Source organism: Brevundimonas lutea, assembly GCF_003704105.1.
GTDB lineage: Bacteria > Pseudomonadota > Alphaproteobacteria > Caulobacterales > Caulobacteraceae > Brevundimonas > Brevundimonas lutea.
Map to the genome: position 1 here is coordinate 291868 of NZ_QUOQ01000005.1, position 22222 is coordinate 314089.

Sequence of the window (22222 nt, forward strand, 5' to 3'; positions counted from 1 at the left end):
CTAGCCTCTCGCGCATGACGGCCGAGCGTCCCCTCCTTCCCAACCTGATCGGCGGACTCCTGCTGCTCGCGGCCCTGACGGTCGCGGCTGTGGGCGGCCTTTTGGCGCGCGACCCTGACCTGTTCTCCGGCCTGGCCTTGCCCTCCCTGCCCAAGGTCGAGGCGCCCGCGATCCTGGACACCCGCCGCACCACGGGGCCGGACGGACTGACGCAAGGGCTCTTCCGGCCGGAAGGTGAGGGCCCGGTCCTGACCTTCGACGCCGCCGGAGTCGCCTGGGGTGACGCCGAGCCCTTCCGCACCGCGCCGCATCGGATCCTGACGGGAGACGATCGCTGGAACGGTCAGGGCGGCCGGCTGTCGGGCCTGTTCGACATCCCCCGCGACGCTCAGGTGGAACTGCGTCGCATCACCGAGGGCGAGGCGCCCGCCTGCGCCGACGGCGCTCCCGGCCGCTGGCTGGCGGTGTCGCATGAAGGCCCGACCGTGGTTGTCGCCGTCTTTTCGGGAGAACAACCACCCGGGCCCGAGGGATCGCCCGCGCGGCTATGCGCACTCGCTCGCGTCCAGCGATGAGGGTTGTCGGCCTGCTCTTGGCCGCGCTGCTCGGCGTGGTCGCGGCCCTGTGGACCTGGACGCGATCCGGGGACCTTGATCTCGCGCCTGTCGCGGCCGACCGGCCCGGCGTCACCCTGCACATCCTCGACAACGGCTTTCACACCGACCTGGCCGTGCCCCGTCGGGCGTTGGAGGCGCGGGACGGCCCCCTGGCCGAGGCGGTGCGCGCTCTGCCGCCCGGTGAGTGGATACTGGTCGGCTGGGGCGACGCCCGCTTCTATGTCGACACGACCCCGATCCACACCCGACTGCCGGACGGCGCCCGCGCCTTTTTTTGGCCTGGCAACGCCTCGGTCGTCATGCTCGACCCCGACCCACGCGACCCCGCGCGCATTCCGGCCGCGGAGGGGCGCGCCGAGGTGCGGGTCGGCCCCGAAGGCTTCGACCGTCTCGCCGATCGCGTCGAGGCCTCTCTCGCCCCCGGCCCCGAGATCGGCGCCCGCCGACCCGGCGACGACATGGTCTTTCTGAAAAGCACCGAGACCTTCTGGATCGGCCATCTGTGCAACCACTGGACGGCCGAGGTGCTGAGCGCCGGCGGTGTGGCGGTGCGACCGCTCCGCTCGGTCACCTCCGGCGAGGTCATGCGCGCGGTCGAGGCGGCCGATGCCGGATGACGCCGCCCGCGACCTCGCCGACCGGCTGATCCGTTCGCGGCGGCCCGACGGTGTGCGTACAGCCCTGCTCCACGCCGGACGCGACGGCGCCAAAGTCCTCATGCATCAGGATGTCCGCTCCGGCGCCCGTCTTGTGGACAAGCGTATCGGACGTTTAGCCGCCGCCCGCCACGCGTCCGGCGAGGCCTTCTTCCACCGCCATGTCGCGGGCCATTTAAGCGACGGCCTGTTGTCACCCTATGTCCACTGCGTTCAGGACAATGTTTGGGGCGCCCGGCTGCTGCTCGACTACATCGATCACAGCCACTGGAATCTGTTCCGCCAGGCCGGCGAGCTGGCCGCCGCCGTCGCTACGTCCGAGGCCGAAATGTCGGCTCGTCTGGCAGAGCTCCAGCCGCGCCATGCCGCCCGTCTCGCCCTGATGAGCCCCCTCCGACGCCCGGCCCGAACCCGCCCCCGCGGCGGCTGGCCGAAGCGCCTGGGCTTCGTCGCACGGCTCGCCGCCGAACACGGTCTGACCGGTCCGGACGCCCGCCGTCGTTGGACCACAGGGCTGAGCCGTCTTGAGCGCGGCCTTGTCGACTTGCCCATGACCTTCGCCAACTGTGACCTGATTAAGCCGAACCTGCGTTTCACGGGAAACCGCTTCGTCGCCCTCGACTGGGGCGCGGCGGCGGTCATGCCGCGGGGACACGATATCGGCGTCCTGCTGGCCGCCTTGCTCAGATACGACGACCGCTTCGTATTCCGGCACTGCGAGGCGCGGGCCCGCGAGGCGGCCGCGCTGTCGGGCGACCGCGAGGCCGCCGCCCGCTATGGCTTTCTAATCCACGCCCTCGACCATCTGGCCGGACCGCTGTTCGCGGAAGGCATTGCCAATCCGGCCCGTCGCGACCTCGCCCTGGACAAGCTCGGGATCGTGGTCGCGCGCCTCGACGCGGTCGGGGATTAGCCCCGCCGCGCGGCTTCTCCGGCGACCACGCGGCTGACGGCGTTGACCACGGCCGCGATCCGCAAGGCCGCCTGAACCTGAACATTGGTCGCGCCGTGCTTGCGCAGTTCGGCCTCGTGGGCGTCCAGACAGGCGCCGCAGCCGTTGATGGCCGAGACAGCCGTGGACCACAGCTCGAAATCGACCTTGTCGACGCCCGGGTTGGCGATGACGTTCATGCGAAGCCGGGCCGGCAGAGTGCGGTATTCCTGATTGTGCATCAGGTGGAGCGACCGATAGTAGATGTTGTTCATGCCCATGACGGCGGCCGCGGCGCGAGCTGCGTCGGCGGCGGTCTCGTCCAGGTGCGGGGCGGCGGCGGCCTCGATCTGACGGATCACCTCGGGCGTTCCGACCGCGTGGGCGCTGGCCAGAAAGGTCCCCCACTTCTGCGCCTCGTTCAGCGCCGTGTCGGTCGCCAGGGACGACAGGTTCAGCGAGATGTCCTTGGCGTAGGACGGGATCAGGTCGCGCAGGGCGTCAACGGACATCTTTGGTTTCCCTTCGGGAGGCGGCTATCGCTTACGACGCGGTCGCTTGCTGCTTGAGCCGCAGGCAGGCCTAGGATTTGGGATATCAGGCGCGGGCGCTCAAGTCGCGAGGCTCCGCAAGCCGAGCATAGCGGCCATAAGTGAAGCACGCAGTGAAAAGGCGGCGACATGAAAGCCGCCGCCCTTTCTAGGCTCATTCGCCGCTTTTTAGGCAGCGAGCACTTCGCCGCCGACAGGGCGGTTGCAGGCGCACAGCTCGTCGGTCTGCAGGGCGTCGACCACCCGCAGGGTGTCGGCCGGCGCGCGTCCGACGTTCAGGTTGGTGACATAGACGTGCTGGATGACGTTGTGCGGATCGACCACGAAGGTGGCGCGGAGGGCCACGCCCTCTTCCTCGTCCATGATCCCCAGGGCCCGGGCCAGCTTGCCGCCGTTGTCGGCGAACTGCCAGATCGGCAGCTTGTTCAGGTCGGCATGGTCACGACGCCAGGCCAGCTTGGTGAACTCGTTGTCGGTCGAGCCGCCCAGCACCACGGTGTCACGGTCCTCGAACTCGCGGCCCAGGCGCGCGAACTCGGCGATCTCGGTCGGGCAAACGAAGGTGAAGTCCTTGGGATAGAAGAAGATCACCTTCCACTTGCCGGGGAAACTGTCTTTGGTGATCGGCTCAAAAGCCGAGACGCCGTTCTCTTCGTGGGCGTTGAAGCCCGGCTTCACGCCGGTGATCTTGAAATCGGGAAGGGTTTGGCCGACGCCCAACATGGCGAACTCCATCAGGTCTGAATGAGAATCGGCGACGCGGGGGAGCGCGTCGCCGTGTCCCGGAAATGGCTTCTCGCACCTGCGAAGTCAAATTGATCTTCTCGCATGTGCGAATAGGCTGGAGTTATGCTTAGCGTGGGCGTGGACGGGATTGTTGACAGGTTGGGACCATCCCCCTATACCCCGCGCCTTCTCCGCCGTGGGTCCGCCCGCGGCGGTTCTGTTTCGGCGCCCAAGGATTAAGACCATGAAGGTCCGCAGCTCGCTCAAGTCGCTCAAGACCCGCCACCGGGACTGCAAGATCGTGCGCCGCAAGGGCGTGGTCTACGTGATCAACAAGACCGACCCGCGCTTCAAGGCCAAGCAGGGCTGATTAGGCCTTGGTGGCCCGGCCGCTCGCGAGCGGCCGCGAGCTGCCGGAGGGTTTCTGTCCTTCACGCCCTACGGCAGCGAAACGTCACGAGCCGAGCGGAACGGACGTCTAGCCAGAAAACATCCACAGGCCGCGGCGAACCGTCCGCGGCCTTTTTCGTGCGTGGCGTTGAGCCTTCTCGCGCGCGACGCTAACCCTGATCACCACATTCCCCCGCGAGTATCCCATGGCCGACGACGCCTCTTTCGACGCCTCCCCCGAGGTCCTCAACGCCACGGCGCAAGGCCGTTTGCGCACCATCATCGAGAGGCTGGAGCGGCTGGAGGAGGACAAGGCGGCGGTCATGGCCGACCAGAAGGAAGTCTTCGCCGAAGCCAAGGGTGAAGGCTACGACGTCAAGACCCTGAGGAAGGTCCTGCGCATTCGCAAGCAGGACAAGGCCAAGCGCCAAGAGGAAGAGGCGATCCTCGACCTCTATCTGTCCGCCCTCGGGGAAGTGTGAAGCGAAAGGACGTCAGTCCTTACGAGGCGGCCAGAAAGGCCGCCCAGCGCCAGGCTCTGAACGCCCTGCGCCGCGCCCGTCGCGCCGCCGAGAGAGCCGGGGTTCCCCTGTCAGACTGGGAAGATGAATTCCTCGGCTCGGTGTCAGAGCGGGTCGAAACCTACGGGCGCGCCTTCGGCGATCCGGAAAAGGGGGCGCCCGGTCAGTCACTGTCGGCTCTTCAGGCTCGCAAGCTCAAGGAGATCGCCGCCAAGGCGAAGAAGGGTCCGAAACCCGAACCAGAGACGAATTAGCGGCCCGGTATCTTCTCAGCCGGGGTCATGTCGATGGGCGGATCAAAGTCGGGATCGCGGGTGTCCTTGCGGCGTCCCAGCTCCCAGGTCTGCCAGTCCTCGAACGCCGTCCCGTTCCAGCCCAAGGCGGTGACCACGATTCGGTCGTCGTCCCATTCGATGCGGTTGAAACTGGGCGGCGCGCCCCGTTCGCGATGCGACACGGTTCCGCACCCCACCGCGTATGAGCATCCCTTGCCCAGCTTAATCGGCAGGGCGAAGGGGACGTGGACATGGCCCGACACGATAAGGTCGACGCCGGCCTCCGTGAAAATCTGCGCCGCCGCGTCGCCGCGCTTGACGTCGCCGGTCATGGGCGTGCCGATCATCTCGATCAGCGGATGGTGGCAGGCGATCACTCTCAGAGTGCCGGCCGGCGCGGCCTTCAACGCCTCGGCCGCGCGTCGCGTCTGATCGAGGTCGATGACCCCCTTGGACCAGTTGGCTCGCATCTGCCAGCCGCGCGCCGTAACCACGCCGCGCACCATCAGACCCGGCGCGTCGTGCTCGTGATCGTGCGCCGGATGGCCGGTTGCTTCCTCAAAAGCCCGCCACGGGTGAAATACCCGCGCGATCGGATCCCAATAGGGCACGTCGTGATTGCCGACGATGACGAACACCGGCTCGGGCAAAGATTTCAGCCACGCGCCCGCCGCCTCGAACTCACGCCCGTATCCCTTCTGGGTAATGTCGCCGCTGACCAGCACCAGATCGCTGGGCGTGGCGTGGCAATAGGCCGTCGCGGCTTCAACCGCCGCCTTGTCCTCGCAACCGAAATGGATGTCGGACAGATGCAGGATCCGCCGAACCGTCAAACCGTCGACTCCGCCGCGGGCGGCTTCGGCACCAAGGCGCGGAACGCGCGGGGGGTGAATTCGATGGTGGCGCGATCCCCGAGCCGAACGGTTTCGCCGTCGAGCACAGCCGGAATGGTGGAGCGGCCCCAGGCCTCGGCCTTGCGCACCGGCTGGGTCTTGACCGCCGGGTCGTCACGCCAGTCGCTGAATAGCGCCGTGACGCCGAGCCGGAACCCGTCGGTGGCGGTCTCCTGGCTCATGATGGCGGCTTCTAGGCCCACCGGCTCCTCCATGGCGCGGGAGATCATCGGACTGATCAGAACAAGCGCCTCGGCCCGTCGTTTTGGGCCGTTGTCCAGGCTACACCTCAGACGACCTGAAAAGGCTCGTCGAAAGGCGCGCACGCCATACTGCCAGGCGCGCTTCAGCTTGCCCTCACGCAGCGCCTCGCGGGCCGGGGCCCACAGGGCGGGGGCGCCCAGGATCGCCGCGCAATAGAAGGCATGGCCTTCGACCTTGCCACCGGACACCCACTGGGGTTCGCCCTCGGACAACGCGGTCCTGAGAGCCGCCTTCCAGTCGGCCGTTCCATAGAGCGCCTTGGGCAGCATGTTCATGGTGCCGCCGGGCAGAGGCGCGATCATCGGCCCATCGCGGCCCGCGCGGCCCGCCACAGTCCCCGCAGTCCCATCACCCGCCAAGACGAACAGGACATCGGGCTTGTCTTCCAGAGCCTGTTCGATTTGATCGTCGAACTTTCCGGATTCCAGAGGAATGACGGAGCCCTCCAGTCCGAATTCCGCAAGAATGGCCTCGACCTCGGCCGCCGCCTTTGGCCCGACGCTGCCCGACAGGCTGTTCACCAGCACCGCCACGCGCTTCAGCTCGGCATACGGGGTCAACTGGGACCCCTCGTGGCTTTTCGCCTGGGGCGCCGGCTCGGCTTCGATAAGGGCGTCGGTCATGTCGGGCCGAACGTGCGCCAAGGGGCGATGTTCCGGTTTCCGCCACAAAGCGTGGCCGTAGTCCGGAACCCGCGTCATTCCGCCACGTTCACCTCTGGCACGGGGGTTCGACAACACGAACTCGACAAGGACGAACGATCATGAAGAAGCTCCTCATCGCCGTGGCCGGCGTCGGCCTCCTGACCACCGCCTGCGCCAGCGACCCCTATGGATACGGCGGCTATGGCGGCGGCATGAATGAAACGGCTCGCCAGGGCGCCATCGGCGCGGCTATCGGCGCGGCCGCCGGCCAACTAATCGGCGGCGATACGGAAGCCACCCTGGCCGGCGCGGCCATCGGCGGCGCCGTGGGCGCCATCCGCGGCTCGGGCCAGGACCGCAACAATCAGCAGCGCTACCGCGACAGCCGTGGACGCTACTACTATTGCTACGACAACCGTCAGAGCGAATGCTACTGGGAAGACGGGTCGCGCCGGTACTGATGACGTCGGGCTCCGGGCCTGATCAATAGTTCCGAGGGGCGGTGCGTCGATTGACGGCCGCCCCTTTTTTCTTCGCCGGGAGGGGTGAATGCGAGTTGGTGTTCTGATTGGACTGAGTGCGCTGGGTCTTGGTGCGTGCGGTGGCGGCGGCGGCGGGTATGCCGATCGTGCCGATCTGGTGGCTGAACCGGGTGCGTGCGGGGAGCGGCGGTTCGAGATCTATTTCGAGGAGGGTCAGGCGCGGCTGACAGAGCCTGCCCGCGAGATCATCGGCATGACCTCGGCCCAGCTGTCGGGATGCGACATCCGCCGGGTGCAGGTTACGGGTCTGGCGTCTGCGACGGGATCGGCTTCGGCCAACCAGAGCCTGTCCGAGCGGCGGGCCATGGCCGTGGCCGAGGCCTTCGAGGGCGCGGGCTGGCCGGCTCCGGCCTTCCAGATGGAGGCGGTCGGAGACCAGGGCGCGACCACCGCCGATGGGCGTGCCGAACCGCTGCGCCGCCGCACCGAAGTCTGGGTGGAGGCCGCGCCGCTCTGACGCGGGGGGTCGCTCTGGGCCGGAAAGCGCCGCGGCGCTAGACTGCGAGCGCCATGTCTCGCGCCCTCCCTTTCCTGATCAGCCTGATCGCCGCCGTCCTGTGGCTGGCGACGACGACGGCGGCGATCGGTCAGCCGGTTTCGACGCCGCTCGGCCGCAGCGTCGCGCCGGGCAGCCAGGACGCCGGTCCGGGCCCGAAGTCGACACCGCGCATCACCGCCGAATTGGTCCCGATGAGCCGCTGGGCCACGCCGGGCTCGACGGCCATCGTCGCCGTTCGTCAGAACATCGAACCCGGTTGGCACACCTACTGGCGCAATCCGGGCGATTCCGGCGGGGCCACGACCCTGGCCTGGACGGCCCCCCGAGGTGTCGAGGCGGGCGGCATCGTCTGGCCCGTGCCCGAGCGGCAGCGGCTGCAGAGCCTGATGAACTTCGGCTATTCCGGCGAGGTCTTCCTGCCGGTCCCGATCGAGATCCCCGCCGACGCGCGGCCGGGAACGACGATCCCGCTGCGGACCGAGGCGCTGTTTCTGGTGTGCAATCCTGAAATGTGCGTTCCGGACGAGCTGGTCCTGACCTTGGACTTGCCGATCGGGGACGGCGCGCCGCCGCTGGACCCCCGCCATGGCGCGGACATCCAGACGGCCCTGACCTCCGCGCCCGGACCGGGCGACTTCGAGGCGCGGCTGACCCCCGACGGCCCGAACGGAGCGGTCGTACTGAGTGTGGTGGGGCCGGAGCTGGCCGAGGCGACCCAGGCCTGGTTCTTCCCCTTCCAGGGTGGGCAGGTCGATCATCCCTCGGCCCAGCCCGGAGAGCGGGGCGAGCGGGGACTGTCCCTCAATCTGACCCCGGGCGGCGGCTGGCGGATCGCGCCGCCGAGCGGCCCGATCCAGGGTCTGCTGTGGACCGACGTCGGGGCCTGGGAGATCACCGCCCAGCCGGGACCGCCCCTGCCCGGCGCGTCAGGGAGCGGCGCGCTGACCGATCCGGACGCCGCCGCGGCGGGCTCGACCCTGGCCCTGCCGATGCTGATCGCCTTCGCCCTGATCGGCGGGCTGATCCTCAATCTCATGCCCTGTGTGTTCCCGGTGTTGGCCATGAAGGCGGCGGGCCTAGCCAAGGGCGCGCACGAGCCGGCTGCTGCGCGGCGCGACGGGCTGGCGTTCCTGCTGGGGGTGCTGGTGACCTTCGCCATACTGGCCGGAGTGCTTCTGGCTCTGCGCGCGGCGGGCCAGTCGGTGGGCTGGGGCTTCCAGCTGCAGAGCCCCCCGGTGACCGCGGCCCTGGCGCTGCTGATGCTGGCTGTCGGGCTGAACCTGTCGGGGCTCTACCACGTCGGCGGCGGGGCCCAGGCCCTGGCCGGAGAGGCCGAGAGCAAGGCTTCGACGCTGCCGCGCGGCACCCAGTCCTTCCTGACCGGCGTGCTGGCGGTGGTGGTCGCGGCGCCCTGCACCGCACCCTTCATGGCCGTCGCCCTGGGGGCGGCGGTGACCCTGCCTGCCCTTCCGGCCCTGGCGATCTTCCTGGCTCTGGGCCTGGGTCTGGCGCTCCCCTATCTGATCGTCAGCCTGACCCCGGCGATTATGCGCCGCCTGCCTCGACCCGGGCCGTGGATGGTCACGCTGCAGCGCTGGCTGGCGATCCCGCTGTATCTCACCGCCCTGTGGCTGGCCTGGGTGTTCGCGCGCCAGACCGACACCACCGGGGCTCTGCTGCTGGCCGGCGCCGCTGCGGCCCTGGCCCTGGGCCTGTTCGCTCTGGGACGAGCGGGAGGCCGGCCGGTCATGGTCGGGGGTCTGGCCCTGGGACTGGCGTTGTCGGGGGGCCTGGCCTGGGCGGCCGCGACGCGCCCCGCCGCACCGGGCGGACAGGCCGGCTATGAGGAGGGCGTTCTGCCCGCCGTGGCCTGGTCGCCCGAGGCTGTGAGCCAAGCCCAGGCCGACGGTCGCCCCGTCCTCGTCAATTTCACCGCCGACTGGTGCCTGACCTGCAAGGTGAACGAGCGCGCCGCCCTGCAACGCCGCGCGACCGCCGAGGCCTTCGAAGAGGCGAACGCTGTCTATATGGTCGGCGACTGGACCCTGAGGGACGCGCCGATCGCCCGCGAGCTGGAGCGCCACGGCCGTTCGGGGGTGCCGTTGTATCTGGTCTATGGTCCCGGCGACGACGAGCCACGTATCCTGCCGCAAATTCTCACCCCCGGGGCGGTGACCGCCGCCCTCGCCGACGCCACCGCTGATCCAGGAGCCCGATCATGATCCGCCGCCTGTCGCTTCTCGCCGTCTCCGCCCTCGCCCTCGCCGCCTGCGGCGAGCAAGCCGCAGCGCCCGATGCGGCCGCCCCCGAAAACACCGTAGAAACAGCGGCGGCCGCGACCAACATGGCCCCGAACTTCACCCTGGTGGATTCGGAAGGGGTCCAGCGTCAGCTGAGCGACTATCGCGGTCAGGTGGTGATCCTCGAGTGGACCAACGAGGGCTGCCCCTACGTCCAGAAATACTATGAATCCGGCGCCATGCAGGACCTGCAACGCGCGGCGGTCGAAGACGGCGCGGTGTGGCTGACCATCATCTCATCGGCCCAGGGCCAGCAAGGATACGTCGATGGCGCCGAGGCGCGCCAATGGGCCGACCGCAACACCGCCGGCGCCAACCATCTGCTACTGGATCCCACCGGTCAGGTCGGCCGCCTGTACGACGCCAAGACGACGCCGGACATGCGGGTCATCGATGAGCAGGGCCGCATCGTCTACGCCGGCGCCATCGACGACCGGCCGTCCAGCGAAGCGGAATCGCTTGAGGGCGCGACCAACTACGTCACCTTGGCCTTGGCGGCGCACGAGGCCGGCGAGGCGCCGGAGACGCCCTACGCCCAACCCTATGGCTGCTCGATCAAATACGCCGACGAACTGGACGCCTGACGCCGCGCGCCGTCACCCCGCCTTGGCGAGAGGCGGGGGGTGGATGCCGGCCTCGAGGATCTCCCACTGGACGCCGTAGCATTCGCAGGCGGCGCGCTCGAGGGCGACCCGGTCCAGGATGGTGACGCGGCCGCGCGAGTAGCGGATGGCCCCGGCGCGCTGCAGGGTCTGGGCGGCCTCGTTGACCGTGGTGCGCTGGGACCCCAGCATGGACGCCAGATACTCTTGGGTCAGCTTCAGCACGTCGCCCTCGACCCGGTCGTGGCAGCGCAAAAGCCATTTGGCGAAGCGGTGCTCGGCGCGGTGCAGGGCATTGCACGCCGAGGACTGTTCCAACTCACCGGTCAGGCGGACGGCATAGGCGGCGACAGCCTCGCGCAGCGCTTCGCTGTGATCGGCCAATTGGCGCAAGCGTCCGATTTCGACCCGGCGGCCGTAGCCGTCCGATTGGGCCACCAGCCGCGAATAGGCGCGGGCGCCCGCCTCGACCGCCAGGGGGAAGGTCATCCCTTCCGGCCCGATCATGAAGGTCTCGATGGTGCGGCCGTCGGCCATCACCGCCACGGCCGAGATGATGCCCTCGTCAACGAAGGTGCAGTGGGTGGCCCGGTCGCCCGCCTCGCAGATCAGGTCGCCAAGCCGGAATTCAACCGGGGTGGCCGCCTCCAGAATGATCGCGCGTTCGGCGGGCGGGAGGCTGTTGAGGATCGCGTTCGACGGCGACAACGGCATCTTGAGCGGAAAGGGGAAGTCCCGACGGTCCGGTCGCCGGTCATCGGCGGGCGCGGACGGCCAAGCTGGCCCTCGAGCGCGACTCAAGGCGCACCGTGCAGGGCTGTTCCGGCCGGAGCCCGGTCACCGGGCTGGCGCCCGACCCGCGCCACCAGCCGGGACCCCTGCCAGACCTCGACGGCGCGGCAGTCCTGCTGGCGCAGGGTTCCGAGCGCGCGGCGCATGGCGTCGGCGTCGTCGGCCGCCTCGATGGACGGCAGCCGCCAGCGGTCGTCCGCCCCGACACAGCGCAACTGATACCCGGTCATTCAGCCCTCGCGTTCGGCGAGATGAATAGGCGAGGAAGCGTGGCCGCGTCTGTCGCCCCGCCAACAGAAGCGAAGTGCATGATTCAAAAGGACGGGTGACCTTACGCGGGACCCGCGCTAACCCTTGGCGTATGACCGAGGCCGCCGCGCGCCGGAAGAGCAAGCCTGACACCGGAAAACCGCTGCGGCGGCGCCGCGGCCTGACCGCCGTGCAGGCGATCCACCACGACGACCAGATACAGGTCGAAAGCATGCCGCCACGCGCCGAGGGGCTGAGGCTGCGCGCCCGGCTGCGGTATCTCTACCACGGCTCCGGGCCGGCGGCCGTCCGGTTCCGGCTGGCGGTGATCGTCATCGACCTGGCCATCATCGGCTTCTTCCTGGCCACGCCGCTGCTGAAGGAGCAGGGGCTGTTCTACTATGTGATCGACTATCTGATCGCGGCCTTCCTCGCGCTTGATCTGGCGGCGCGGGCGCTGGCCTACACCGACATCAAGGACTGGCTGCGAAAGCCGGTGGTGTGGGTCGATCTGTTCATCCTGGCGACCCTGCTGTTTCCGGCCTGGCTGGCCAACCTCGGCTTCCTGCGGATCGTGCGGCTCTGGACGCTGGTGAATTCCGACGTGTTCTGGCGCACGGTCGGGCGGCGCTTCGACGACACGCGGGTCGAGGACACGACCAAGGCCCTGGCCGCGGTGCTGACCTTTCTGTTCGTCTCCACCGGCTTCGTCTACGGCCTGTTCCTCGGCCAGGGCGGAATCGGCGGCTACCTGGACGCGCTCTATTTCACCGTCACGTCGCTGACCACGACAGGCTATGGCGATATCACCCTGCCCGGGCCGTGGGGGCGGGTCGTGTCGATCGCGGTGATGCTGACCGGCATCACCTTGTTCATCCGCCTGGCCCAGACCCTGTTCCGGCCGCACAAGGTGCGCTTTCCCTGCGACAACTGCGGCCTGCAGAACCACGACCCGGACGCGGTGCACTGCAAGGCCTGCGGCATCGTGCTGTGCATTCCCGACGAGGGCCGCTGAGGCGGATCAGTCTGCGTCGGGCTGACGATCCGGGTGGGCGGCGACGAAGGCGGGATGGACGGCCGCCGCCGCCTCGATGGCGATGAGCCGCGGGAAGGGGGCCATCGACACGTTGAAGCGCCGCGCCGAATAGATCTGGGGGACGAGGCAGCAATCGGTCAGGGTCGGGCGATCGCCCCAGGCCCAGCCGTCGCCGTGGCGGGCGACCAGCGCCTCCAAGGCCTCGAAGCCGGCGGTGATCCATCTCGCGGCCCAGGCGTCGGTCGCGGCCTGATCGGCGCCGAACTGGCTCCTGATCGCCTTGAGCACCCGCAGATTGTTCAGCGGATGGATGTCGCAGGCGACCAGCGCCGCCATGGCGCGCACCTCGGCGCGGGCGAAAGGATCGCGCGGCAACAGCGGCGGCTCGGGCCAGGTCTCCTCGATCCACTCCAGGATGGCCGGGCTCTGGGTCAGGACGCGACCGTCGACCTCCAGCGCGGGAACCAGCCCCTGCGGGTTGAGGCGGCGATAGGAGTCCGACGCCTGGTCACCCTGACGCAGATCGACAGGCCGGGTCTCATAGCTCAGTCCCTTGAGATTGAGCGCGATACGGGTGCGGTAGCTGGTGCCCGAGCGCCAGTAGCCGTGCAGGACCAGGTCGCTCATGTGAGGGTGAACTCCACGGGCGACAGACCCTCGACCGTGGCGCGGACGGTGTCGCCGGGCCTCAGGGGGCCGACGCCCTCAGGCGTTCCGGTGAAGATCAGGTCGCCGGGCATCACCCGCCACAGTCGCGAGGCCTGAGCCACGATCTCGGCCGGGTTCCAGACCATGTCTGCGAGCGAGGCCGACTGGCGCGTCTCGCCGTTGACGGTCAGGGCGATCGACTGTCCGCCGGGGCTCCAGTCGGCGGCCGCAGTGACCGGGCCCACGGGAGCGGAGTGGTCGAAGCCCTTGGCCGCGTCCCAGGGACGGCCGGCCTGTTTGGCGGCGGCCTGGAGGTCGCGGCGGGTCAGATCGACGCCGACGGCATAGCCCCAGATCAGGCGTCCGGCGTCCTCGGGAGACAGATCGGCCCCCTCGCCACCGATGACGCAAACCAGTTCGGCTTCATGGTGAAGGTTGTCGGTCGCGCCGGGGAAGGGGATGGACCCGCCGCCCGCGACCAGGGCGTCGCCGGGCTTGGAAAAGAAGAAGGGCTCGGCCCGCTCGGCGCCCATCTCGCGGGCATGGGCGGCGTAGTTCTGGCCGACGCAGAGAATGCGCCGGACCGGCAGGCGGCCGCCGGTCACAGCAGTCAGGGAAGGGCGCGGCGCGGGGTCAAAGAGCCAATCGGTCATTGGGCGAGTCTAGCCCCGCCGCCGGCGCCGCGCCACGCGCCGATTCATGCTGCGGCGCAAAATTAGACGCCGGAACCCCCTCCGAACCTTGGCGTTGGGGATGGGGGTTCCCTATCTGCATACCGCAAAGCTAGAGCCGGAGAGCGCATCATGGCCACGACCAAGGCCCGCGAAGACATCAAGAACGACCTGAAGACCCTCAAGGAGGACCTCAAGGTTGGCGCCCGCGAGGAGGCTGCGGCCATCAAGGGTCGCGCCAGCCAGGCTCGCGCCCAGGCCGAACTGAAGGCTGATGAACTGCGTGAGCGTGCGCGCGGCTACTACGCCGACGCCCGCGTGCGCGGCCAGGCCTATTACGACGACGCGCACGAGCGCTTCGAAGAGGCGCAGCGTTACATCACCGAGCGGGTCCAGGAGCGTCCGGTGCAGTCGACCGCCATCGCGCTGGGCGTCGGTCTGGTGCTCGGCGTTCTGCTGGCCGGCCGCCGTCGCTGATGATCGGACAGGGGGTGCTTTCGGGACTGATCAAAAAGGTCGTCGCCGGGGCGGTCGCGGCCGGATGCGCTCTGGTTGCTGTGTTCGCGCTCGGGGCCACCATCTATCATCTGCTGTTGCTGGTCTTCGTGCCGGCGGGCGCGGGGGCGATAACGGCAGCGCTGTTCGCCGCCGCCGCCGCTGCCGTCTCCTTCCGTTTTTTCGGCAAGTCCGGAGCGGAAGCGCGGCAGGATGATGATGACGCCGAACTCGAGGAAGAGGATGACGGGCTGCTGGGCCGGGCCGTCCATCTGGTCGCCGCGCGCCCAATGCTGGGCGGCGCCGCGGCGCTGGCGACGGCCTTCCTGTTTCTCAGAAACCCCGCCTTGGCCACCCTTGCGGCGGGACTGTTCGGCGAGACCGAACGGCAGCGGAAACGGCGTCGGCGACGGGACCGTCAGCAGACCTGATCGGAAAGACCCGCTTCGGCGGGTCTTTTGCTATCGCGACGGGGCGCGTCCGGCCGGGCGACGGTAATCGCACAAGGCTTGGCCCTGAACGCCGAAAAGCTGGCGCTCCGGCGCCCAGCCGCGCGACTTGCGGCCGCCGACCCGGCACCAGCCGTCCTCGCAATCATCCAGCGGAGCGATGGCGCGGGGCGCCAGGGTCGCCCGGACGCCAGACCGATCCGACCGGCCAGAGCGCAGGGGAATGTCCGCGCCGGTGCGATTGAACACGGTGCGTCGCCCTGAGGCCACGGTGCGGTGAATCCAGGCGACCGAGCCTTCCGGATCGCAGACCTTTCGCCATTCGGTCGTCTCGGCGATGACCTGAACCGGCAGGCCGGCGGCGCGATATTCCCACATCACCTGATAGTCGAGACCCGGGCCCTGACGCGCCCGAACGCGATCGGACTTCAACGTGATCCAGCGCGGCACCTCCAGCCCGGTCGGCGTGGGCCTTCCGTCCGGCATGGTCTGCGCGCCCCCGGTCAGAACGGCGCCAGCCAGGGCGGCGCAGATCAAAACAGGGCGGAGTTTAAAAAGGGATCGGATCACGGTAGGACCGTAGGGTCGCGAGGGCAACCCACAGTCATGCGCGCCCCGCCTTAAGACCGGCTTAACCACGCGGCGCGCCCAAAGCCACGCTTGACGAAAACGCCGCGTGAAGGTTGTGCTTCAGCGCAACCGGAAATGCCTTCATGACATCATGCTCGACCTCGCGGCGTCTGTTTCTCGGCGGCGGCGCAGCCGTCGCCTGCGCGCTGGGACTGCCGACACGCGTCTTGGCCCAGACTGAACCGTACGCGCTCGGCGAGTTTCACAGACCGGATGCGGCCCTGTCGGTGGCGCTGTCCCCTGACGGTCGCAGGCTCGCCGTGCTGCAGCAAACGCCGCAGGGCGATCGCCAGCGCGCCATTCTGGACATCGTGTCCGCGGACGACCCCGGTGGCGCCCGTGTGCGCGTGCCCATCGGCGACGTCCAGGCCCAGCGTCTGGAATGGGCCGACGACCGGCACGTGCTGCTGGTGGTGATCACCGAAACGGAGGTGCAGGGAAATCGGCCCATGCACTCCATGATCCGGGAGCAGGGCCGCACCATCACGGCGCGGCGGGTGTTGTCGATCGACGCCGATACCGGCCGCGGTCTGGCGTTGTTCGGCGAGGATCGACAGGCCTTGAACTACAACCTCGATCTCGGCCGGATCATCGACACCGTGTCCGACCGGCCCGGGCACATCCTCATGGCGGCGCGGGGCTTCAATCTGCTCAACGAACTCTATCGGGTCAGTCTGTCGACGGGTCGAAGCGAGCTGGTGGAGCGAGGCGTCGCGCGGACCCTAGACTGGAAAACCGTCGATGGCGTTCCCGTGCTGCGGCGCGATCTGTCGGCGCGCGGCGACGTCCAGACCTGGCGCGCCCGGCCGATCGGCGGTTCGGAATGGCGCTTCGTCCGCAGCGATCGCATTCTGGAGCAGCCGCAGTTCACCTGGGCGGGCCCATCGGAGACGGCGGGGGCCGTGCGCGTGCTCGCCCGGGCCGAGGGCGAGGACGTCATCGCCCTGCGTGATATGGACCTGACCACGCTGCAGCTGGGGCCGCCGATCCGGACACGGGAGGGCTTCGACGCCGATCATGAGGTTCTCGACGCGGCGCGCCGACCGATCGCCACGGGTTTCGTCGTGGACCGGCTCGACTACGATTTCCCGGATCCGGCGGTCGCGCCGCACTACCGCGCTATGAACCGCTTCTTCAATGATGAGGCCTCGGTGCGGATCGTCGGCGCCGACACGGCCCGCAACCGCATCCTGACCTATGTCGAGGGACCTCGCGAACCGGGCGCCTGGTACCTCTACAATCGCCAGGCGCGCGACTACACCAACATCGCCGCGCGCAGAACGCTTGAGGCGCAGAGGCTGGCTCCCATGACGCGCCTGAGGGTCGCGACGCGCGATGGTTCGGAGATCGGCGCCTATCTGACCCGGCCGTCTTCCGGCGCCAAGGGGCCGCTGATCGCCCTGGTCCACGGCGGACCCCAGGTGCGCGACGCCTGGAGCTACGATCGTCAGGCCCAGGCGCTGGCGTCGCAGGGTTTCTGGGTCGTTCAGCCGAATTTCCGCGGGTCGGGAGGCTTCGGCGAAACCTTCGCCGACCAAGGCGATCGTCAGTGGGGCGGCCGGGTGCAGGAGGACATCGAGGACGCCGTTCTGGCGGCCGTTAGCGAGGGCGGACTGGACGCCAGCCGCGTCGGCATCATGGGCGCGAGCTTCGGTGGCTATTCCGCGCTGATGAGCCCGATCCTCAGGCCCGACCTGTACAAGGCCGCCGTCTCGATCTGCGGCTTCAGCGATCTGCCCGATCTCCTGGCCGAGCAGCGCCGTGACGACGACAGCCCGGGTCAGCAGATCTATGCGCGAGAGGTCGTTCGTCTCGGTGATCCGCGCGCGGACGCCGCAGAGCAGGTACGCTGGTCGCCGCGCCGGAGAGCCGGAGAGATGCCGTGCCCGGTGCTGATGACGCATGGTGTGGACGACGCCATCGTGCCGGTCGGACACTCGCGCCGCATGCGCGATGCGCTACAGGGCGCCGGCAGGCCGGTCGAACTGATCGAGATCGCCGATGCGGGTCACGGCGACTGGGACCTGGCCGAGGAAGGCCGGTTGATGGCCCGGTACGTCGCCTTCTTCCGCCGCCACCTCGGCTGAAGACATGCGTCCTAGCCACCCGCGCGCAAAGCTGAACCGACTGGGGGCGTACCTGGCGGTCATGGTCCTGGCCGTCTCGATGCTGGTCGACGGTCCGGCGAGGTCGCAGCCGCTGACGGCCAGCGAGATCGCCGCGCCGCCGATGGTGACGGGAGCGGTGGTGTCGCCTTCCGGAAAATACGTCGCCTTCCTCAGTTGGGACGGCGAAGAAAACCTTATCATGGTCTACGACGTCGAAACGAAGGTCTCGACCCCGATCTACCGAGGCCGCTTTCGGGAAGCCTTCGGAGGATCGTGGCCCGAATGGGTCGCCTGGAAAACCGATGACCGGATCCTGATGGGACTCAGCCTGTTCGAGGTCGGCCGACGGCGGAACGATCCCGACGGCCGCATCACGACCTTCCGGGGCGGGCAGGGGGTGATATCGGTCAGGCGTGACGGTACGGACCGCATCACCGTCAGGGCCCCGCGATCGCGCCCCGGCGACCCGGGCATGGTTCTGGACACCTTGCCGAGGGAGCCGGATGAAATTCTCATGACGTTCGACGACGGTGGCGGCGTGCTGAGTGTCGCGCGCGCCAACGTGCGCACCGGCGAATCGCGGGAAGTTCTGCAGGGTGAGCGACGCGTTCTAAGCTACCACACCGATGCTCGAGGCGAAGTGGTCGCGCGCACGCGGCTTAGAGGCCTTATCGGACGCATTCTGGTGGCCGAAGGACGCGATCCGGTCAGCGGCGACTGGGTGGAGCTCTTTCGGGTGCGCAAGGACGAACTGCGCGATTTTCCGGACTATGACATTCTGGGCGCCACCTCCCGTCAGGGCGAGCTGTATGTCAGCGCTCGGGGCGAGGCCAGCGACGATCCGACCGCCGGGGTTCACATCTTCGATTTCCGGACTCGTCTTCTGGGACCAGCCATCTGGCGTCACGCGGAATACGATGTCGCCGACGTCGTTTTGTCAGAGGACGGGGCGTTTCAGGCCGGCTGTTACTGGGCCGACGCTTTCGAGTGCGACTTTCGCGATCCGGAGGACGCCGCGGTGTTTCGCGGGCTGAAGCGCTTTTTCGGAGGCGAACGAAGTCTTTCGGTGGCTTCGCAATCGGACGACGGTCGAATCTGGCTGCTCGCGGTATCGGGACCGCGCAATCCCGGAGACTATTTTCTCTATGACTCCGAAGCCCGGAACGTTGAGCCGCTTGGGCCCATGTTTCGCGGCCTGAGGGAGGAGCGTTTGGCCCCCACGCGGCGGCTCGATTACGCGGCCGGAGACGGTCAGCGGCTGCATGGCTATCTGACCGGACATGCCCCTGGGCCTGGCCAGCCTCCGCGCCCGCTCATCGTCCTGCCGCACGGCGGTCCCGAGGTTCGCGACACGCTGTCGTACGATGTCTTCGCGCAGATCCTCGCCACGCGCGGATATCAGGTGCTTCAGCCGGATTTTCGGGGATCCTCGGGCCGCGGACGCGCCTGGGCCGAAGCGGGCTATCGCGAATACGGCGGCGTCATGCAGACGGACGTCTACGCCGGTCTCGATCACATGGTCGCGGAAGGGCTCGCTGACCCGGCGCGCGTCTGCATCATGGGGGCCAGCTACGGCGGTTACGTCGCGGCGTGGGCAGCGGCGGATCAACCCGATCGTTTCCGCTGCGCGGTCTCCATCGCCGGCCTTTCCGATCTCGAGGAGGCGCTGCGGTGGGAGCGGCGACAGTTCGGGGCCGGGTCGGACCGCTACGAATATTGGGTCAAATCGATGGGCGACCCGCGCTTGGACGAGGCGAGATTGAAAGCGGCGTCCCCGATCCACCAGGTCGCGTCGTGGCGAACACCTGTCCTGCTCATCCATGGAGAGGAGGACAATATCGTTTCAGTGGAGCAATCCCGGGCCCTGAACCGCGCTCTGGTTCGCGCCGCCAAGCCGGTTCGCTATCTCGAGATCGAGGATGCGGGGCATAGCGGATGGTCGGAAGAAGCCTGGACCCTCATACTCGCCGAACTGGACAGCTTCCTCGGCCGCCACCTTCCGGCGTCCCCGCCCACGGTGATCGCTCAGACGCCGTAGTGCTCGCTTCTCAGCGGCCGGGACAGGAGGCCGTCGATGGCCTCCTCGACGCTCTGCTCGTCGGCGAGCACCGACGCCACCGCCTCGCAGATCGGGGTCTCGACCCCCAGGCGCGCCGACAGCTCGCGCACCGCCGGCGCGCTTTCCACGCCCTCCGCGACCGATCGTTTGCCGCTCAGCGCCTGGTCCAGCGTCTCGCCGCGTCCCAGCGCCAGGCCGACGCTCATGTTGCGCGACTGTGAGCTCGAACAGGTCAGAACCAGATCGCCGAGACCGCAGAGGCCCGCGACGGTTTCTCGCTGCGCGCCCAGGGCCACGGCCATTCGGGTCATCTCGGCGAAACCGCGTGTGATGAGGGCGGCATGGGCGCTGCGGCCCAGGCCTCGGCCCTCGACAATGCCCGTGCCGATTGCGAGCACATTCTTGAGTGCGCCGCCGGCCTCGGCGCCGATCATGTCGGTGACCAGATAGGGCCGGAAACGGGGGGTGGCGACAGCCTCCAGCAGGCGTCGGCCCAAATCCTCGTCGGCGCAGGCCAGGGTCACGGCGGTCGGGAGATCGCGCGAAACCTCGGCCGCGAAGCTTGGTCCCGACAGCACGGCGGCGCGGGCGTCGGGCAGGGTTTCGGCCAGCACATCGGTCATCAGCTTCAGCGTGCCGCGCTCGACACCCTTGGCGCAGAGGATGATGGGCGTTCCTGCAGCGCAATATGGCGCGAAGCTCGCGAGCGTCGCCCGCATGTGCTGAGCCGGAGGCACGGCCAATATCATGTCGGCCTGACTCAGGACCGATAGGTCGCCCGTGACGCTGACGTTGTCTTCCAGTCGAACCCCGGGGAGGAAAGCCGTGTTCTCGCGGACCTGCGCCGCGCTTTCGACCACCTCGGCCTCGCGCGCCCACAGCAGGGTGTCATGGCCGCGCCTGGCCATCACCTGAGCCAGGGCCGTGCCCCAGGCCCCCGCGCCCATGACGCCCACGCTCTTGATCTCTTGCATCACATCCGATCCCTCGCCCCCGAGCGGACAGGGCTATCAGAGCCGGGTCCCGGGATGAAGCGCGATCAGGATTCCGCCTCCTGGGGCTGCTCCATGGGCCGGTCCCGCGCCGGGCGAGACCCGGCCGCGCGTCGCTCCCAGTTCCGCACATAGGCGGCGACGGTCCGAGGGTCGTCGATCACGAGGGTGTTCTCGGAATTGCTTTGGGACGCGAAGGTGAAGTTCTGGCTTCCGGTGATCACCAGTCGTCGATCGATCACCAGGTATTTCGAGTGCTGGGTCAGGTTGTCTCGCGTCATGACCTCGACGCCGCGCTGCTGCACGGCGCGCACGCGGGGATGCCCTTCGCGCATGTCCGAAACCACCATGCGCACCCGAACTCCCCGAGCCGCAGCCCGGTTCAGCGCGTTGACCATCCGCCCGTTGCTGAACAGGAAGGCCATCACCAGAACTTCCTCGCGAGCGAGGTCGAGCTGGGCGGTCATTATCCCGATGCAGTCGTCTTCGGGTTCGAAGCAGACTGACTGAACACCGTTTTCCTGCGTAATTCTCGCTGCCGAACTCGCACCATTCCCGGCGACGGCGGAGGCCTCTCGCGCAAAGCCTTCCTTCGTCGCAGCCTGTCCCGGGGCCGCCGGCTGGCACGCGCTGGTCAGAACGATGAGAGAGACAGCGAGAGGATAGTTCATGCTGATCCTGATCGGAGACGCCGCAGGGCGGGCTGATGACAAAGTGTCGCATCCTCGCAACGGTTCTTACGGCGAACGTTCACAACCTCGCGAAAGCGCATACCGCTTGCGGTGCGGTGTGATAGAGACCGAAATGGGGCGACAGGTCCGTCGTTCCGCCCCGACATATCTACAGGAAGCTGAGAAGCATGCGCTTGAAAACCTTCGTTATGGCCTCCAGCGCTGCGGGCGTTCTCGCCCTCGCCGCCGGCGCCGCCCACGCCGAACCGAACGGCTTCTACGGGGCCGCCGAAGTCGGTGGCCACTTCATGGAAGAAGGCATCCTGGCGCGTTCGGAAGCCGGCCCGGCCTTTGAATTCGACGTCAATGACGGCCCGGCCTACTTCGGCCGCCTGGGCTATCGCTTCAATCCCAATTGGCGGATCGAGCTGGAAGGCGGTTTCCGCGATGGTGACCTCGGGGCCGTCCAGCGCTTCAGCAACACCGTTCCCTCGGGCGTTTGCGCCACCGGCGGTGCGGGCTGCGAGAATCCGGATGGCGACATCACCGCCACCACGGTGATGATCAACGCCATTTACGACTTCGGCTCGCCGGACTGGATGGTTCGTCCGTTCATCGGCGTCGGCGCCGGCATGAACTGGGTCGACTACGATGTTCGCGGCACGCTGCAGGGCGTTCCCGGCTCGACCTTCGTCATCGACGACAAGAACGGCGAAATGGCCGCCCAGGCGATCGCGGGACTGGCCTTCCGCGTCGGCGAGCGGATGAATATCGACCTGACCTACCGCTATCTGACCGGCGACACGACGTTCGAATCGTCCACCACGGGCGGGCCCGACCTCGGCAACTGGGAAGGCGACTACGACTTCAGCCACACCGTTTCGCTGGGTCTGCGCTACAGCTTCGGTGCGGTTGATGCGCCGCCGCCGCCGCCTCCGCCGGCTCCGCCGCCGCCGCCTCCCCCGCCGCCGCCTCCCCCGCCGCCCCCGCCGCCGCCTCCGGCCCCGGCTC

General features: G+C 68.4%; 27 protein-coding genes. 16 read left to right on the forward strand and 11 right to left on the reverse strand.

All coding sequences use genetic code 11. The features are described from left to right. Positions 1-14: 14 nt before the first annotated feature. From EES48_RS11300 to EES48_RS11310, 3 genes are read left to right on the forward strand one after another with little or no spacing between them, the layout of a single operon-like run. Positions 15-575, forward strand: a complete 561-nt coding sequence (locus EES48_RS11300) for a hypothetical protein (protein WP_122466863.1) — start codon at positions 15-17, stop codon at positions 573-575. After that, complete coding sequence (locus EES48_RS11305) at positions 572-1234, forward strand: DUF2459 domain-containing protein (protein ID WP_122466865.1); 663 nt, start codon at positions 572-574, stop codon at positions 1232-1234. Before EES48_RS11300 ends, EES48_RS11305 begins: the two co-directional genes overlap by 4 nt. Then, a complete protein-coding gene (locus EES48_RS11310; RefSeq protein WP_122466867.1) occupies positions 1224-2186 on the forward strand; it encodes a hypothetical protein in 963 nt (320 codons plus the stop codon). Before EES48_RS11305 ends, EES48_RS11310 begins: the two co-directional genes overlap by 11 nt. On the opposite strand, the gene ahpD is transcribed toward EES48_RS11310, so the two are convergent. Beyond that, complete coding sequence (ahpD, locus tag EES48_RS11315) at positions 2183-2716, reverse strand: alkylhydroperoxidase, AhpD family (RefSeq protein WP_122466869.1); 534 nt, start codon at positions 2714-2716, stop codon at positions 2183-2185. The two genes, EES48_RS11310 and ahpD, sit on opposite strands and share 4 nt — an antisense overlap. A gap of 207 nt (positions 2717-2923) precedes the next feature. Beyond that, positions 2924-3478 (reverse strand): peroxiredoxin, encoded by a 555-nt coding sequence (locus EES48_RS11320; protein WP_122466969.1) that lies wholly within the window; start codon positions 3476-3478, stop codon positions 2924-2926. Between the two features lie 247 nt (positions 3479-3725). On the opposite strand from EES48_RS11320, the gene ykgO reads away from it, so the two are divergent. The 3 genes from ykgO (at position 3726) to EES48_RS11335 (ending at position 4646) form a co-directional block, all read left to right on the forward strand. Then, positions 3726-3851, forward strand: a complete 126-nt coding sequence (gene ykgO, locus EES48_RS11325) for a type B 50S ribosomal protein L36 (RefSeq protein WP_013479043.1) — start codon at positions 3726-3728, stop codon at positions 3849-3851. Between the two features lie 226 nt (positions 3852-4077). Then, a complete protein-coding gene (gapR, locus tag EES48_RS11330; RefSeq protein WP_122466871.1) occupies positions 4078-4353 on the forward strand; it encodes a nucleoid-associated protein GapR in 276 nt (91 codons plus the stop codon). Continuing rightward, positions 4350-4646, forward strand: coding sequence for a hypothetical protein (locus EES48_RS11335; RefSeq protein WP_122466873.1), 297 nt, complete (start codon positions 4350-4352; stop codon positions 4644-4646). The genes gapR and EES48_RS11335 overlap by 4 nt, the downstream gene beginning before the upstream one ends. Here EES48_RS11335 and EES48_RS11340 read toward each other — a convergent pair. Both EES48_RS11340 and EES48_RS11345 read right to left on the reverse strand, forming a co-directional pair. Further along, complete coding sequence (locus EES48_RS11340; protein ID WP_122466875.1) at positions 4643-5500, reverse strand: metallophosphoesterase family protein; 858 nt, start codon at positions 5498-5500, stop codon at positions 4643-4645. The two genes, EES48_RS11335 and EES48_RS11340, sit on opposite strands and share 4 nt — an antisense overlap. Then, positions 5497-6447: a diacylglycerol/lipid kinase family protein gene (locus EES48_RS11345; protein ID WP_122466877.1), complete on the reverse strand. Its 951-nt coding sequence runs from the start codon at positions 6445-6447 to the stop codon at positions 5497-5499. The genes EES48_RS11340 and EES48_RS11345 overlap by 4 nt, the downstream gene beginning before the upstream one ends. Before the next feature lie 140 nt (positions 6448-6587). On the opposite strand from EES48_RS11345, the gene EES48_RS11350 reads away from it, so the two are divergent. The 4 genes from EES48_RS11350 to EES48_RS11365 all read left to right on the forward strand — a co-directional run bounded on the left by EES48_RS11350 (position 6588) and on the right by EES48_RS11365 (position 10393). Further along, on the forward strand, positions 6588-6929 hold the full coding sequence (locus EES48_RS11350; RefSeq protein ID WP_122466880.1) for a YMGG-like glycine zipper-containing protein: 342 nt from the start codon (positions 6588-6590) through the stop codon (positions 6927-6929). Between the two features lie 88 nt (positions 6930-7017). After that, positions 7018-7467, forward strand: a complete 450-nt coding sequence (locus EES48_RS11355; RefSeq protein ID WP_122466882.1) for an OmpA family protein — start codon at positions 7018-7020, stop codon at positions 7465-7467. Between the two features lie 53 nt (positions 7468-7520). Beyond that, a complete protein-coding gene (locus EES48_RS11360) occupies positions 7521-9731 on the forward strand; it encodes a protein-disulfide reductase DsbD family protein (protein ID WP_122466884.1) in 2211 nt (736 codons plus the stop codon). After that, the gene (locus tag EES48_RS11365; protein WP_122466886.1) at positions 9728-10393 is read left to right on the forward strand and encodes a redoxin domain-containing protein; all 666 of its coding nucleotides are present in this window, start codon (positions 9728-9730) and stop codon (positions 10391-10393) included. The genes EES48_RS11360 and EES48_RS11365 overlap by 4 nt, the downstream gene beginning before the upstream one ends. Before the next feature lie 12 nt (positions 10394-10405). Here the strand turns inward: EES48_RS11365 and EES48_RS11370 are convergent, their stop codons facing one another. After that, entirely contained in the window at positions 10406-11119 is a 714-nt protein-coding gene (locus EES48_RS11370; RefSeq protein WP_162998129.1) for a Crp/Fnr family transcriptional regulator, read from the reverse strand. An 89-nt stretch (positions 11120-11208) separates the two neighbouring features. After that, positions 11209-11433 (reverse strand): hypothetical protein, encoded by a 225-nt coding sequence (locus EES48_RS11375; RefSeq protein ID WP_122466890.1) that lies wholly within the window; start codon positions 11431-11433, stop codon positions 11209-11211. Positions 11434-11684: 251 nt separating this feature from the next. On the opposite strand from EES48_RS11375, the gene EES48_RS11380 reads away from it, so the two are divergent. Beyond that, positions 11685-12467 (forward strand): potassium channel family protein, encoded by a 783-nt coding sequence (locus EES48_RS11380; protein ID WP_122466971.1) that lies wholly within the window; start codon positions 11685-11687, stop codon positions 12465-12467. 6 nt (positions 12468-12473) lie between these two features. Here EES48_RS11380 and maiA read toward each other — a convergent pair whose 3' ends face one another. Together maiA and EES48_RS11390 are read right to left on the reverse strand one after the other, a co-directional pair. Further along, on the reverse strand, positions 12474-13115 hold the full coding sequence (maiA, locus tag EES48_RS11385) for a maleylacetoacetate isomerase (protein ID WP_205679441.1): 642 nt from the start codon (positions 13113-13115) through the stop codon (positions 12474-12476). Continuing rightward, positions 13112-13789, reverse strand: a complete 678-nt coding sequence (locus tag EES48_RS11390) for a fumarylacetoacetate hydrolase family protein (protein WP_122466892.1) — start codon at positions 13787-13789, stop codon at positions 13112-13114. Before EES48_RS11390 ends, maiA begins: the two co-directional genes overlap by 4 nt. Positions 13790-13939: 150 nt before the next feature. Between EES48_RS11390 and EES48_RS11395 the strand changes: the two genes are divergently transcribed. Together EES48_RS11395 and EES48_RS11400 are read left to right on the forward strand one after the other, a co-directional pair. After that, positions 13940-14284 carry a glycine zipper domain-containing protein gene (locus EES48_RS11395; protein WP_122466894.1) on the forward strand — a complete coding sequence of 115 codons (345 nt, stop codon included), beginning with the start codon at positions 13940-13942 and terminating at the stop codon, positions 14282-14284. Positions 14285-14298: 14 nt separating this feature from the next. Further along, positions 14299-14733, forward strand: coding sequence for a hypothetical protein (locus EES48_RS11400; protein WP_240623328.1), 435 nt, complete (start codon positions 14299-14301; stop codon positions 14731-14733). 30 nt (positions 14734-14763) lie between these two features. On the opposite strand, the gene EES48_RS11405 is transcribed toward EES48_RS11400, so the two are convergent. Continuing rightward, positions 14764-15237 (reverse strand): SH3 domain-containing protein, encoded by a 474-nt coding sequence (locus EES48_RS11405; RefSeq protein WP_240623329.1) that lies wholly within the window; start codon positions 15235-15237, stop codon positions 14764-14766. Positions 15238-15464: 227 nt separating this feature from the next. Between EES48_RS11405 and EES48_RS11410 the strand changes: the two genes are divergently transcribed. Both EES48_RS11410 and EES48_RS11415 read left to right on the forward strand, forming a co-directional pair. Further along, positions 15465-17468, forward strand: coding sequence for an alpha/beta hydrolase family protein (locus EES48_RS11410; RefSeq protein WP_122466898.1), 2004 nt, complete (start codon positions 15465-15467; stop codon positions 17466-17468). Positions 17469-17472: 4 nt separating this feature from the next. After that, the gene (locus EES48_RS11415) at positions 17473-19527 is read left to right on the forward strand and encodes an alpha/beta hydrolase family protein (RefSeq protein ID WP_122466900.1); all 2055 of its coding nucleotides are present in this window, start codon (positions 17473-17475) and stop codon (positions 19525-19527) included. On the opposite strand, the gene EES48_RS11420 is transcribed toward EES48_RS11415, so the two are convergent. Then, on the reverse strand, positions 19515-20522 hold the full coding sequence (locus EES48_RS11420) for an NAD(P)H-dependent glycerol-3-phosphate dehydrogenase (protein WP_122466902.1): 1008 nt from the start codon (positions 20520-20522) through the stop codon (positions 19515-19517). The genes EES48_RS11415 and EES48_RS11420 overlap by 13 nt on opposite strands. A gap of 65 nt (positions 20523-20587) precedes the next feature. Further along, positions 20588-21007, reverse strand: coding sequence for a phospholipase D-like domain-containing protein (locus EES48_RS11425; protein WP_162998130.1), 420 nt, complete (start codon positions 21005-21007; stop codon positions 20588-20590). Between the two features lie 398 nt (positions 21008-21405). Between EES48_RS11425 and EES48_RS15030 the strand changes: the two genes are divergently transcribed. Beyond that, positions 21406-22222 (forward strand): outer membrane protein (locus tag EES48_RS15030; RefSeq protein ID WP_420807950.1); only part of this gene is annotated, 817 nt, incomplete at its 3' end.

Coding starts and splice junctions, on each gene's coding strand:
- EES48_RS11300 (WP_122466863.1), top strand. CDS start 15: ATGACGGCCGAGCGTCCCCTCCTTCCCAACCTGATCGGCGGACTCCTG.
- EES48_RS11305 (WP_122466865.1), top strand. CDS start 572: ATGAGGGTTGTCGGCCTGCTCTTGGCCGCGCTGCTCGGCGTGGTCGCG.
- EES48_RS11310 (WP_122466867.1), top strand. CDS start 1,224: ATGCCGGATGACGCCGCCCGCGACCTCGCCGACCGGCTGATCCGTTCG.
- ahpD (WP_122466869.1), bottom strand. CDS start 2,716: ATGTCCGTTGACGCCCTGCGCGACCTGATCCCGTCCTACGCCAAGGAC.
- EES48_RS11320 (WP_122466969.1), bottom strand. CDS start 3,478: ATGTTGGGCGTCGGCCAAACCCTTCCCGATTTCAAGATCACCGGCGTG.
- ykgO (WP_013479043.1), top strand. CDS start 3,726: ATGAAGGTCCGCAGCTCGCTCAAGTCGCTCAAGACCCGCCACCGGGAC.
- gapR (WP_122466871.1), top strand. CDS start 4,078: ATGGCCGACGACGCCTCTTTCGACGCCTCCCCCGAGGTCCTCAACGCC.
- EES48_RS11345 (WP_122466877.1), bottom strand. CDS start 6,447: ATGACCGACGCCCTTATCGAAGCCGAGCCGGCGCCCCAGGCGAAAAGC.
- EES48_RS11350 (WP_122466880.1), top strand. CDS start 6,588: ATGAAGAAGCTCCTCATCGCCGTGGCCGGCGTCGGCCTCCTGACCACC.
- EES48_RS11355 (WP_122466882.1), top strand. CDS start 7,018: ATGCGAGTTGGTGTTCTGATTGGACTGAGTGCGCTGGGTCTTGGTGCG.
- EES48_RS11360 (WP_122466884.1), top strand. CDS start 7,521: ATGTCTCGCGCCCTCCCTTTCCTGATCAGCCTGATCGCCGCCGTCCTG.
- EES48_RS11365 (WP_122466886.1), top strand. CDS start 9,728: ATGATCCGCCGCCTGTCGCTTCTCGCCGTCTCCGCCCTCGCCCTCGCC.
- EES48_RS11375 (WP_122466890.1), bottom strand. CDS start 11,433: ATGACCGGGTATCAGTTGCGCTGTGTCGGGGCGGACGACCGCTGGCGG.
- EES48_RS11380 (WP_122466971.1), top strand. CDS start 11,685: ATGCCGCCACGCGCCGAGGGGCTGAGGCTGCGCGCCCGGCTGCGGTAT.
- maiA (WP_205679441.1), bottom strand. CDS start 13,115: ATGAGCGACCTGGTCCTGCACGGCTACTGGCGCTCGGGCACCAGCTAC.
- EES48_RS11390 (WP_122466892.1), bottom strand. CDS start 13,789: ATGACCGATTGGCTCTTTGACCCCGCGCCGCGCCCTTCCCTGACTGCT.
- EES48_RS11395 (WP_122466894.1), top strand. CDS start 13,940: ATGGCCACGACCAAGGCCCGCGAAGACATCAAGAACGACCTGAAGACC.
- EES48_RS11405 (WP_240623329.1), bottom strand. CDS start 15,237: ATGCCGGACGGAAGGCCCACGCCGACCGGGCTGGAGGTGCCGCGCTGG.
- EES48_RS11410 (WP_122466898.1), top strand. CDS start 15,465: ATGACATCATGCTCGACCTCGCGGCGTCTGTTTCTCGGCGGCGGCGCA.
- EES48_RS11415 (WP_122466900.1), top strand. CDS start 17,473: ATGCGTCCTAGCCACCCGCGCGCAAAGCTGAACCGACTGGGGGCGTAC.
- EES48_RS11420 (WP_122466902.1), bottom strand. CDS start 20,522: ATGCAAGAGATCAAGAGCGTGGGCGTCATGGGCGCGGGGGCCTGGGGC.
- EES48_RS11425 (WP_162998130.1), bottom strand. CDS start 21,007: ATGACCGCCCAGCTCGACCTCGCTCGCGAGGAAGTTCTGGTGATGGCC.